Annotated in this window: 9 protein-coding genes and 1 tRNA gene; 9 read left to right on the plus strand and 1 reads right to left on the minus strand. The window is 48.2% G+C overall.

The annotated features are described in order from the left end of the window. The first annotated feature begins 97 nt into the window (after positions 1 to 97). The 9 genes from tsf to HMPREF0636_RS04295 all read left to right on the plus strand — a co-directional run bounded on the left by tsf (position 98) and on the right by HMPREF0636_RS04295 (position 11,140). Positions 98 to 922, plus strand: coding sequence for a translation elongation factor Ts (gene tsf / locus HMPREF0636_RS04255; RefSeq protein ID WP_044168733.1), 825 nt, complete (start codon positions 98 to 100; stop codon positions 920 to 922). A gap of 357 nt (positions 923 to 1,279) precedes the next feature. After that, positions 1,280 to 1,356 (plus strand) — tRNA-Asp (locus tag HMPREF0636_RS04260). Positions 1,357 to 1,882: 526 nt separating this feature from the next. Further along, positions 1,883 to 3,382, plus strand: coding sequence for a PBP1 and LysM peptidoglycan-binding domain-containing protein (locus HMPREF0636_RS04265; RefSeq protein ID WP_044168734.1), 1,500 nt, complete (start codon positions 1,883 to 1,885; stop codon positions 3,380 to 3,382). Continuing rightward, a complete protein-coding gene (locus tag HMPREF0636_RS04270; protein ID WP_044168735.1) occupies positions 3,382 to 4,047 on the plus strand; it encodes a porin family protein in 666 nt (221 codons plus the stop codon). The genes HMPREF0636_RS04265 and HMPREF0636_RS04270 overlap by 1 nt, the downstream gene beginning before the upstream one ends. A gap of 44 nt (positions 4,048 to 4,091) precedes the next feature. After that, complete coding sequence (locus HMPREF0636_RS04275) at positions 4,092 to 4,613, plus strand: SH3 domain-containing protein (RefSeq protein ID WP_005469360.1); 522 nt, start codon at positions 4,092 to 4,094, stop codon at positions 4,611 to 4,613. After that, positions 4,603 to 5,409, plus strand: coding sequence for a M15 family metallopeptidase (locus HMPREF0636_RS04280; RefSeq protein WP_044168736.1), 807 nt, complete (start codon positions 4,603 to 4,605; stop codon positions 5,407 to 5,409). The genes HMPREF0636_RS04275 and HMPREF0636_RS04280 overlap by 11 nt, the downstream gene beginning before the upstream one ends. A gap of 363 nt (positions 5,410 to 5,772) precedes the next feature. Then, complete coding sequence (locus tag HMPREF0636_RS04285) at positions 5,773 to 8,103, plus strand: cation:proton antiporter (RefSeq protein WP_044168738.1); 2,331 nt, start codon at positions 5,773 to 5,775, stop codon at positions 8,101 to 8,103. 38 nt (positions 8,104 to 8,141) lie between these two features. Beyond that, a complete protein-coding gene (locus tag HMPREF0636_RS04290; RefSeq protein ID WP_044168739.1) occupies positions 8,142 to 10,145 on the plus strand; it encodes an alpha amylase C-terminal domain-containing protein in 2,004 nt (667 codons plus the stop codon). 50 nt (positions 10,146 to 10,195) lie between these two features. Next, a complete protein-coding gene (locus HMPREF0636_RS04295; RefSeq protein ID WP_005469372.1) occupies positions 10,196 to 11,140 on the plus strand; it encodes a ribose-phosphate pyrophosphokinase in 945 nt (314 codons plus the stop codon). Positions 11,141 to 12,199: 1,059 nt separating this feature from the next. Here HMPREF0636_RS04295 and udk read toward each other — a convergent pair. Then, positions 12,200 to 12,826 carry a uridine kinase gene (gene udk, locus HMPREF0636_RS04300; protein ID WP_005469374.1) on the minus strand — a complete coding sequence of 209 codons (627 nt, stop codon included), beginning with the start codon at positions 12,824 to 12,826 and terminating at the stop codon, positions 12,200 to 12,202. Positions 12,827 to 12,847: the final 21 nt, after the last annotated feature.

Below are 12,847 nucleotides of genomic sequence, written 5' to 3' on the forward strand. Positions count from 1 at the left end.
CGAGGATGAGCGAGCGCAAGGTTGCTCGTCCTCGCTTCATTTAGAGGGGATAAGAGATCCAAAAGAAGTCAAACACAATTCAAACTATACAAACACAATGGGTGTATCAATCCAAGACATCGCCAAGCTCCGTAAGCTAACGGGGGCAGGGATGATGGATGTCAAGAAGGCTCTCGAAGAAGCTGCTGGTGACTTTGAGAAAGCTATCGAACTACTCCGTAAGCGTGGTCAGGCTCTAGCTGCCAAGCGTTCAGATCGTGAAGCAGAAGAGGGCTGTATCCTTGCTGCTCACGAAGGTGGCTATGCTGTAGCTATCGAGATCAAGTGTGAAACGGACTTTGTAGCAAAGAATGAAGATTTCATCGCTCTTGCCAAGTCTGTCCTAGACGTTGCTAAGAGCAAGCCCGAAATCTCTAAGGATGCACTCCTGGCTACGCCTCTCGCAGATGGGCGTACAGTACAGGAGCACATCACAGAGCGTAGCGGCGTAACGGGTGAGAAGATGGAGCTTGGCTACTACGAGTTTGTCAAGGGGGCATCTGCTATCTCTTACATTCATCCAGGTAATCGACTTGCTACCATCGTAGCCTTCAACGAACCCGTAGATGCTCAGGTCGCTCGTGACGTAGCGATGCAGATTGCAGCTATGAATCCTGCCGGTATCACCGAGGATGACGTACCAGCTGACATCAAGGAACGTGAGCTATCCATCGCACGTGATAAGGCTCGTGAAGCAGGTAAGCCCGAGAACATCATCGAGCATATCGCCGAGGGAGCACTAAAGAAATACTACAAGGAAAATACCCTCCTTGAGCAAGCATTCGTCAAGGACAACAAGGTAAACATCCAGCAGTATCTTCAGGCTCAGAGCAAGACCCTCACGGTCACAGCCTTCAAGCGTGCTTCACTCTCTGCTGAGTAATCCCTTTACCTCCCCTGAGAGATAGTAACGAATAGCCCCCACCGCAGATGCTATGTCTGCAGTGGGGGCTTTAGTTTTACCTTCCTTGTAAGGATACCAGACAGACTCTGCATTTACCTTTCGCAACCTAGGCAAGGGCATCAGATTCCACAGCATGATTTCTGCCCCTGCATAATGTAAGGAATGAGCCTCATTACGTGAGGGAATTGGCATAACAAAGGCTCCCCAGAGTAGGCTTATCCTTTTTCCTAAGGAGTACTGTGACTTTTCAAATGAGAGCTAGCACTGCTTCCCTGACATCCAAGGTGTTTGGCAGTCATGATTTCTTGTACTATCTTTGTTGAGCAAACGAGAGCTGGTGTGGTAGTTCAGCTGGTTAGAATACCTGCCTGTCACGCAGGGGGTCGCGGGTTCGAGTCCCGTCCATACCGCCAGGATCGCTGTAAGACATTAAAGCCTTACAGCGACTTCTTTTTTTATTCATCCAAAGCCTCAAAGGATTACATAGCCAACTTCATCCACGTAGGGCAACAAGGAAGCGAGGTAAGTAGACATCAATGCTATTTAGGCAGCAATAGATTGGTATAAGATTCCCAAACCAAGGCACACCTAAACATCCTAATAACAAGTTGGGAGCAAAGAAGATATGGGAATGTGCAAAGACGGCCAAGCAACTTACTATAACTCTCCTCGACGAGTTGTGGTAAGTCGTCCCAAAGAGTTGTGGTAAGTCTCTGCGACGAGTTATGGTAACTCGCAACGAAGACTTATGGTAACTCGTCTCCCCTCTGGTACAAAGTCCTTAAATAGGCAGGGTTTAGCATCAATGCCATGAGGTTATTGAGGTATTTGGAGGATGAGGTGTCTATAATGAGACAGGGGTAGTAGTATGTGTGGAGGTCTTTCTGTAACTTTGTGTTGTTTTGATAGACTAAGATATTCATTTAGATATACCTCCTTATGGCTGGTTTCAGACGACTCAGTATTGCTCTAGTGATATGTGCCCTCACCCTCAGTCTCTCCATTGAGACATGGGCTCAGACACCCAAGCGCATCCGTGAGCACGAGGTGCAGCGCGAAGAGACTGTGTACAGCATCGCCCGCAGGTACAACGCTTCAATTGAGAAGATCTACGAACTCAATCCTTGGGCAAAAAAGCAGATAAAGGTTGGGGACAAGCTCCTTATACCTACCGATAGCAGTGCACAACAAACAAGTCGAAGCACCCCCACAAAAACCACGAGACACAAGGTAGAGGGGGGTGAAACACTGTACCGCATCAGTAAAATCTATGGTGTAGAACTAGCGGATCTACTCCGTGCTAATCCTGGGGTAACAACATCAAGCCTCAAGGTCGGGATGGAGCTCCTCATCCCCGTTAGTAAAGCTGAGGTAACCCCAACCGCACCTAAGGCAAAGGAGCCAGAAGAACCGAGTTCTCCTACAAACCAAGTTGCAACAGCACAAACAAGGGTCTTGATGCTCTTGCCCCTGACTAAGGACCGTAAGTTCATTGAGTTCTATGAGGGCTTCCTGCTTGGCATGTATGATTTGAAGAAAAGCGGGATCTCCATCCAACTTACCACACTAGACATACCTAGTGACAACACCCTGCTTAGTTACATTTCCTCTGGCAAGTTTGTAGATCAAGATATTGTGATTGGTGGGGTAAATGACGTTCAGATACGAGCTATTGCTGATGCCTCGGGCTACAACCATTATATCGTACCCTTTAGCCGAATAGACAATCTCACTCCTCACTCGGGGAATGTCATCCTAGCCAATGCACAGTCCTCGTACATCATCGAGCGTGTTGTTCCCTTCTTCCTTCAGCGATACAAGGGGCGTGAGGTAGTCTTCACTCGGAGGCGTACAGACACAGAGGAGCCCTTCGTCACACAGCTTCGCCCAGCACTACAGAAGGCTGGCATCACGATGCGCACGATTGAGGTGGGTAGTGGCTCTATGCCTAGTATCGGGAGCAATACCGTAGTCGTCCCCATCTCTGCAGACCGCAATCTCGCCCTCGCAACAGTAGCCGCCATCGGCACACAAAGCACTGGAGTTACACTCTTCGGTTATCCACAATGGCAAAGCTACGGGGGGCAATTTCAACAGAGCCTACACAGGCTAAATACGACGATCTATTCCTCGTTTTTCTTTGACCCCACGATGCCCGAGGCTAAGGATTTCCTCACCCAATACAATACTTGGTTTGGGCATAAAATCAGCAATACATACCCCAAGTATAGTGTGCTAGGCTACGATATTGCCCGCTACTTCATTAGAGCCTATGCAGCTCATGGCAAAGGGTTCATCAGCAGTTCGTCCACCCTACCCCACGATGGGCTACAGCTGGATTTCCAGCTACAGCCTCATGGTAGTCGTGTCTACTCAAACACGCGTTTCTACCTAGTGACCTACACCAGCTCTGGAAGCATCTTACGAGAATCGTTCTAATGACAACTTTTCGAGTAATACGCACTACTCTACTCTTCCTCCTCTGTCCCCTCTTGGCTCAGGCACAGCAGGTGGAGCCCTTTCATCAAGCCCTCTCCATAGGAGTGCACGGTGGCGTCCTAGCAAGTCGCTTCAGCTTCGTGCCTAGCGTTAGTCAGCGTATCCATATCGGGAATATGGCTGGTCTTAAGATCAGGTACGATGTAGAGCGTGGAGCATCACTACAACTAGAGGCAAACTATCTTACCTCTGGATGGCGAGAGAAGTACGATGCTGCTGGCACAAGCTATACCCGAGATATCACGTACATAGAGACACCACTCTTGGCACACCTCTACTTAGGTAGCCCTAGTACAAGAGTTTTTGTCAATGCAGGGCCATTCATAGGCTACGCACTCTCCGAGACAAGCTCTGTATCTGGTGAGGCCAATATGTCCGAAAAAGACCTTGCTCGCCATGCACTAGGTATCAAGAGTAAGTTCTTCTGGGGTTTAGGTGGTGGACCAGGACTAAGCTTTGGTCTCGGGACACACCATCGCCTAGAGCTAGAGGGACGGTTTGTTTATGGCTTTGGCAATATCTGGAGTACGGAGCGCACAGAGCCCTATGTGCAGTCATCAGAGATACGCTTTGGAGGTTTCCTCAGCTATCTCTTCCGTTTTTAGGCCTACATTCAATCATCAAACTATAACTCTTATTTTCAAGCAATATGAAGTACATCTGTAAAACATTCCTTGGGCTTAGCTTAGCTCTTGGTTTCGTGCTAAACATTCATGCACAGAGTGACAAGTTCGGGCAAGTAAATGCTACAAATGTCAATCTGCGCAACCATCCTACGACGCAGTCTAAAGTAGTAGGAAAGCTACAGAAAAACGAAGATGTAATAATCCTCAATCGATCACGTACGAATAGTGATGCCGTAGAGGCCATCCTGCTAAAGGACGCAAAGTTCTATTCCCAAGAAGGCGAGTACCGCTTCACTCTACCTAAGGGAAAAGCCGTCGAACTCCTTGCCTTCGACCCTGAGGCTGACGTGTATCATGTGTCTTATGTCAATGCAGGTGTGAAAGGCTATACCAAGCTCGATCGTACCTCAGTCAAGACCATCACCTACGAGCAATGGTACTACATCCAGCGCAAGAAAACCGGAGCGAAGGGCTGGGTACTCGCTCGCTACATTGATCTCGCTGAGGATGTAGACGATGATAGTATCGTTGTGTATGAGGACTAAGCCTATTCTACTCCTCGGGCTTGTCCTAGCCCTTGCACCCAGCCTCTCCCCCCTCAATGCTCAGTGCTTGAGGAGAGCAATACAGCCCAAGGCAAAACAAGAGCAAGCCCCAACAGATAGCATCAAGGCTAAAACCTTCCTACCTGCCAGCAAGGCTCTAGTGACGGGGCAGATTTCTTACCTCAGGAGTCCACACTTCCGAAAGCTTGGCTCACGCTACACCTCTCGACAGATTTATCTCCAGAACGTTGTAGCTGATCAGTTTGAGGCTATGAGCGATGCTGCAGCCAAGGATGGAATAAGCCTCAAAGCTCTCTCTGGCACACGCACTTTCTCTCAACAAAAAGGTATATGGGAGAGAAAGTGGGCTGTCAGGAAGGGCTCAGCCGAGGAGCGTGCTCGTGACATCTTACGCTATAGCTCCATGCCCATGACCTCTCGACATCATTGGGGCACAGACATTGACATCAATAATCTTGAGAACTCTTACTTCACCTCTGGCAAGGGTAAAGCCGAGTATGAGTGGCTCTGCAAGCATGGTCATGAGTATGGCTTTGCCCAAGTCTTTACTGATAAGGGGCAGGGGCGCCCAGGCTACGAACTAGAAAAGTGGCATTGGTCCTACCTCCCTGCGGCAGAGCTCTACCTCGAATATTACCAGCAGTACGTCGGCTACGAAGACATCAAGGGCTTCACTGGAGCAGAGGTTGCACCAGCATTACGTGTGATCCTCGACTACGTAGGAGGAGTAGAAACCCCGAAAGCTCATGAGCTCTTCCACTGGAGGAAGAAGTAATCTGTCTTTATATCATCACTCTCCCGTCCTTTCTGTACAAAGAGAGCATATTGTTTACAACGACAGAGCACATCAAGAATGAAATGGCAGAACGGGAGAAAAGGCTAACCTTCTACTCTGTCTAGCGTAAGTAAACATCTCTCGGGACGTAAAGCCTAGCTAGGTTGTACCTATGCTAATAATGAGCTTAATCCTGATAGCTAGGATATGTCGTATACTATCTAGTTGTTTGGGAGAACTTGGCATGTAGGAGTCGTCTACTCAACTGATAATTCGTATCTTTGAGCTTGAAAGTATGCTCAGCAAGCGTGCTATTGGAAGCTCAAGCAAGGAGCCAACGAAAAAGAATAGAGTACTTTATATATGTCCAAGCAACGTGGCCTCTGGCCCTTTGTTTTCTACTTCATTATCCTGATCGCCTCTGTGGCAGCCCTTTGGGGAACGCTCCAGTTAGGTGAACATCTAGTACCGACTACAGCCACAGCCAACACAAACCTAAGTCCTGCCTCCTTTGCCTCAGCCTTTGCAGACTTCCAGCAGAGCGTCACGCATCACCGAGAGTCTACGATTGGTCGACTACTCCTACAAATACTCGTTATCCTGATTGCTGCCCGCCTCATGGGCTGGCTCTTTCGCAAAATCAAACAACCAGCTGTCATAGGAGAGATTGTAGCAGGCATTCTCCTTGGCCCTTCACTATTTGGGAAGCTTTCGCCAGAGCTTTTCACAATGCTCTTCCCACAAGAAAGTCTACCAAATATCCAGCTGCTTAGCAACTTTGGGCTAATCCTCTTCATGTTTGCAGTCGGGATGGAACTCCGCCTCGGAGACATAAGACGCCAGCTAAAGGGGAGTATAGTTATCAGCCATGCAGGTATCCTCCTACCCTTTGTACTATCCCTTCCGTTAAGCTACAGTATCTATACCCAGTACGCAGCGGCATACACGGGCTTCACTCCTTTTGCACTCTTCATCGGGATTGCTATGAGTATCACAGCGTTCCCTGTGCTGGCTCGCATTATCCAGGAGAGTAACCTACAGCGTACACACCTCGGCAAGCTTTCTCTCTCTACAGCAGCGGCTGGAGACATCACCGCTTGGCTCATGCTGGCTGCTATTATTGCCATCTCACAGAGTGGCAGTATCCTAAGTACTGGGTACAATCTTCTCTTCCTTATTGGCTACCTCCTCGTCATGTTCGGCATCATTCGTCCGCTCTTTCGTGCGGCAGGTAAGGTGTACAACAATACCGAGGTCATTAGCCATGGAATGGTGGGGGTAATCATCATTCTACTTCTCCTATCATCCTATATCACAGAGCTACTCAGCATGCACGCACTCTTTGGAGCTTTCATGCTGGGACTAGTAATGCCCGAGGATCTATCGTTTCGTAAGATTATCTCGGACAAGATTGAGGACGTTTCACTTCTCCTTTTCTTACCACTTTTCTTTGTCTCGAGCGGACTACAGACTGAGCTGGGACTCATCAGCGGTGTGGACATGTGGACTCTTCTGGGAGCCTTCACACTCATCGCTATTGTGGGGAAAGTCGGAGGAACATATATCTCGGCTCGAGTTTGTGGTCAATCTCCAAAGAATAGCATCTACCTAGGGGCATTCATGAATACTAGGGGGCTAATGGAACTCGTTGTCCTTGGGATTGGCTATGAGATGGGGATTCTTCCCCCCGCAATCTATACCGTTCTGGTGATGATGACCGTCATTACAACGGTAATGACAATGCCCATGATCCACTTGATTAACCTAATCAATAAGCTACGCACAAGGCGAACAGATCGAATCGATGTAGTTGGTAAACAGGCTGGAGCAAAGGTGCTACTCTCCTTTGGTCGTCCTGCCTCAGGAGCAAGCCTCCTCCGTCTAACAAATCAGCTCCTGAGGAGAGGTGAAGCACATCCCAACGTCACGGCACTACATATCACCACCGATAAAGACATTAACTCCATTGATGCAGACAAGTACTTCAACGATAGCTTCCGTCCCATCATTATGGAGGCAAACCGACTTGCCCAACCACTAGAGACCGATTACCAGGTCTCTGGGAACGTAGAGAACACCATCCTCGCAAAGCTTATCAATGAGCGATACAATCTACTCATCGTTGGTGCTGGTGTACGTCTCTCCTCTGATGAAGATGACCGCGAGGCAACAACGATGCGTGAACAAATGAGCAGACGTATGGGAGCCTTCTCTGTCCGTACCACAGAGGCTCTGCTGTCCATACATAGTATGCTCCGAGATAAAATGGAGTTCTTCATAGAGAAAGCCCCTTGCTCAGTGGGTATCTTCCTAAGTCGCTCTTTTGATTCTCCCAAGCGTATCCTACTCTATCTAACAACTAGAGAAGATATACGTATGCTCCCCTATGCTCGCACAATGGCAGAGAATAATCAGGGGACACTACACATCATCATATCCAAGGCTCTCCAAGGAGAAAAGCTACCTCTACACACAGGTGAAGAGATAATAGCGACACTGCCCCATAGCTTCGTGGGGACTGCTAGAGAGCCTGACACTCACTCTGAAAAGGGACTAAGCCCCAATAATGGTTGCAAGCCCCCAGAGGGATACGATCTGATGATCCTCAACTATAGGCTCTGGCGAGACACCTTTGATCATAATAAAGCGTTGCTCCTCAGCCTTCCCTCTACGCTTATCCTCAATCTCAAGTAAGACTTACGCAGTCGCTAACCCGTCACCACAAAAGAATTATGACTAAGCTAGCAATGAACGACCCTTGGCTTAAGCCCTACGAAGAGCGCATACATCGTCGCATGCAGTTCACTCGGGCAAGGGAACGATCCATAACACAAGGTGGTGATATTCCTTTGGAGCAGTTTGCCGATGGGTATCTGTACTACGGACTACATCGTGATGAGCGAGGATCATGGATACTCAGAGAGTCGCTTCCTGGCGCACAGAGTGTCTACCTCATTGGCTCCTTCAATGGTTGGCAAACCATGTCTGTTTGGAAGCTTAAACGCGTCGACGACTATGGGAACTGGGAGATCAAGGTAGCGAAAGATGCCCTCCATCATGGAGACCACTACCGCCTCTTTGTGCACTGGGGGCATGGCTGTGGGGAGCGTATCCCTGCTTGGGCAACTCGAGTTGTACAGGATAGTGAAACAGGCATCTTCAGCGCACAGATATGGGCTCCAGAGGAAGAATATAAATTCAAACATACACGCCCAACATGCCAAGATGAACCTCTGATGATTTATGAATGCCACATCGGTATGTCATCAGAGGAAGGCAAGGTAAGTGGCTATCGAGAGTTTCAGGAACAGATACTCCCTCGCATCGTAGACTTGGGCTATAATGCTATTCAGATTATGGCCATTCAGGAACACCCCTATTATGGATCCTTTGGCTATCATGTATCAAGCTTCTTTGCCCCAAGTAGTCGCTTTGGCTCTCCCGACGAACTGAAAGAACTAATCGACACTGCCCACGGTCTTGGCCTACGTGTCATCATGGATCTCGTACACAGCCATGCGGTAAAGAACGAAGTTGAGGGACTAGCCAAGTATGACGGATCTCGCACTCTATTTTTCCACGAAGGGCCACGTGGAGACCACCCAGCTTGGGATTCTCTCTGCTTTGACTACGGGCGAAACAACGTCATTCATTTCTTACTATCCAACTGTAAGTACTGGCTTGAGGTCTTCCAGTTTGACGGCTTCCGCTTTGATGGAGTATCTTCCATGCTCTACTACGACCATGGATTAGGAGAAGCCTTCACATCCTACGCTGACTATTTCAATGGTCATCAGGATGCCGATGCCATGGCCTACCTGACCCTGGCCAATAAGCTCATTCATCAAGTTCACCCACATGCCATAACCATTGCTGAAGAAGTAAGCGGAATGCCAGGATTAGCCTCTGCTATTGAGGACGGAGGATTTGGCTTCGATTACCGACTTGCGATGAATATCCCAGACTTCTGGATTAAGCTCATCAAGGAGCACCCCGACGAAGCTTGGAGTCCTGGGGCGATATGGTACGAACTCACGAACCGACGTGAGGATGAGAAGACCATCAGTTATGCAGAGAGTCATGACCAAGCATTGGTTGGAGATAAGACCCTCATTTTCCGTCTCGCTGATGCCGACATGTACTGGCACATGAGCCATGCGACACGTTCACTCACGACGGATCGTGCGGTAGCTCTGCATAAGATGATACGTCTAGTCACCGCTGCAACAATGAACGGAGGCTACTTAACCTTCATGGGGAACGAATTTGGGCATCCTGAGTGGATTGATTTCCCCAGAGAGGGTAACGGCTGGTCGTACCACTATGCCCGTCGCCAGTGGAGTCTTGCCGACAATAGTGAACTCCTCTACCACGACCTTAGGAACTTCGATAAGGCAATGGTACATCTACTCGATGGTATCCGCTCATTCAACAATCTACCCCTCACTCAATACTGGTCACATGAAGACGATCAAGTCCTCTGCTTTGGTCGAGGGAATTATATTTTCGTCTTCAACTTTCACCCAACGCTGGCCTATACAGACTACGCCATTCCTGTACCTGAGGGGCATTATTCAATCATCCTAGACAGCGATGCCAAGGACTTCGGTGGCTATAGTCTTATTGATGATGCACAGCCACACTACACTCAGAGTACCACTTACGATGGTGAGGTAAAGGATGCCATCTCACTTTACCTACCACCGCGCACTGCACTCGTCCTAAAACGCAATTAATACGGCCCATCCCATCCGCTTGTGATGGGACAAACAAACTTATACACCTCATGAGTATTGACACAAAGAACGTCGCCATCTTTGCTGGATCTGCTTCTCTGGAGCTTGCCACCAAGATTGCAGAAGGCCTAGGTCTCAACCTAGGGGACATGGAAGTCGAGCACTTTGCTGACGGAGAGTTTTCGGTCTATTACAAAGACAGCATCCGTGGTAAGGATGTCTTCCTCGTACAGTCCACTTATCCGTCCTCGGACAACATTATGGAGCTGCTGCTCATGATTGATGCAGCCAAGCGCGCCTCAGCACATTACATCGCCGCTGTAATACCTTACTTCGGCTGGGCACGCCAGGATCGCAAGGACAAACCTCGTGTCTCCATCGGAGCAAAGCTCATGGCCGATCTCCTCAGCACTGCCGGGGTGACCCGACTCATCACAATGGACCTGCACGCAGACCAGATACAGGGCTTCTTCGACGTCCCCGTGGATCACCTTTATGCTTCAACGGTCTTCATCGATTATTTAAGAAAGACCTCCGACCTTGATCGCACCGTGATGGCAACACCTGATGTGGGCGGGGCAAAACGAGCCAATTCCTACGCAAAGTTCCTCGGAGTGCCCATGGTCATCTGCCACAAGAGCCGTGCAAAGGCTAATGAAGTGGCCGAAATGACCATCATTGGCGACGTGACGGGCAAGGACGTTATCCTCGTTGATGACATTGTGGACACCGCTGGTACGATATGTAAGGCTGCGGACTTGATGATGAAGAACGGCGCCCGCAGTGTACGAGCCATCGCAAGTCACGCAGTTCTCAGCGACCCAGCCACAGAGCGCATCGATGCTTCAGCATTAACGGAGATGATTTTCACTGACTCGATCCCTCTACGTAAGCATTCTGATAAGATCCGTGTAGTCTCTGTCGCCGCTGTCTTTGCTGAAGCCATCAAGCGAGTCATTAATCACGAGTCCATCAGCATACTCTATTCTCTCTAGAAGAGGCTGTAAAGAGCGGATAATGTAAAGGAACTTTTCATTTGTAAAAGCTAATTTGCTCCCGCCATTACATTGCAAGGAGAAAGGCTAGAAGGTAATGTCCCCTTCTAGCCTTTCTCTTCTTTGCGTGCGATTTCATTGCTAATCCCCCTAAATCTTCTCTAGTTATACCCCAAACTCACTCTACTCTCAACCCAACGTAACTCACTGTACAACAGAAAGTAAACATCCATTCAAGTAAAAGAAACTGACCACCCTCTAGAAAGTACCTAATCAATCGGGAAAAAGTACCTAATAATTTTCCAGATTGATTAGGTAAATTTTCTAGGTTGATAAGGTAAATTCAGAAGGTGCATCAATTAACCTCAATTGATACCTCAATTTATTCCGTTTAGAACTCCAATTTATTCGCTTAGTCTGCTCAGTTTATTCAGGTTTAGATTTACTTGTAAATGAAAACAATTGTAATGTACCTTCTTTTGCTTTTAGAGCTAATTCTAATATCTACCTCACGTACTTATCTTTTATAGCTTAGTAACTTCGTATATAGCATGAAATGGCTTTAGTTTAATAGTTAAGCTACATTTCTATGATAGCTAAGCAGGTTATGACAGAGCGATGAGGCAATTTCTGTGGAGAGGAGAACGGATTTCGACAGAAAGATAAGGCAATTTCTGTGGAGGAAAGAATGGCTTTCGACAGAAAGATGAGGCAATTTCTGTGGAGCGGAGAACGGCTTTTGACAGAAAGATAAGGCAATTTCGGTGGAGCGGAGAACGGATTTCGACAGAAAGATGAGGCAATTTCTGTGGAGGGCAGAACGGCTTTCGACAGAAAGATGAGGCAATTTCTGTGGAGGGCAGAACGGCTTTCGATAGAAAGATTAGGCAATTTCAGTAGAGAGGAGAGGCAATTATGATGGAGCGTTGAGGAGTTTCTCTATGATGCTTAATACACTTTCCCTACGATAACGCTCTAAATAAACTGGCTCCAGCAGGCTAAATACATCCAACTTGGACGAACTTAGCACACTGGAGCCAGTAAATAGGAACGAGAACTTTAGCGAAGGAGCGAATGAATATTCTCAACCAGGAGCGAGAGCGCTACTGGGTTCATCCCGCCCTCAGGGATAATGATGTCGGCATAACGCTTAGATGGCTCTACGAAGTCACGGTGCATAGGCTTGACGGTAGAGAAATATTGCTTGAGCACAGAGTTCATATCCCGCCCACGCTCCTGTACATCCCGCACCAAACGTCGTGCTAGACGTACGTCGTCATCAGTATCAACGTAGACCTTCACATCCATGAGCTCTCGGAGTTCTTTATTCTCTAGGATCAAAATTCCGTCTAGGATAAGGACCTTGGCTGGGTGCACGAGGACGGTTTGAGGTAATCTATTGTGGTCATTAAAGGAATAAACGGGTCGCTGAATACTTTCCCCTTGCTTGAGTTGACGGATATGTTCGATCATCATATCAGTATCAAAGGAGTGAGGGTGGTCGTAGTTGAGCTTGGCTCGTTCCTCTAATGTCAGCTCATCATGAGCTTTGTAGTAGAAGTCGTGGCATAACGTCGTGACATGCTCTTCAACAAAAGCCTCTTGGAGCTTGCGTACGAGCGTGGACTTTCCTGAGGCAGATCCGCCTGCCACACCAATAATCGTGGTCGAGATAGTTGAACTCATAGGGATGAAAGATATTACAGA

This window comes from Porphyromonas catoniae ATCC 51270, assembly GCF_000565015.1.
In the GTDB taxonomy this organism is placed as follows: domain Bacteria; phylum Bacteroidota; class Bacteroidia; order Bacteroidales; family Porphyromonadaceae; genus Porphyromonas; species Porphyromonas catoniae.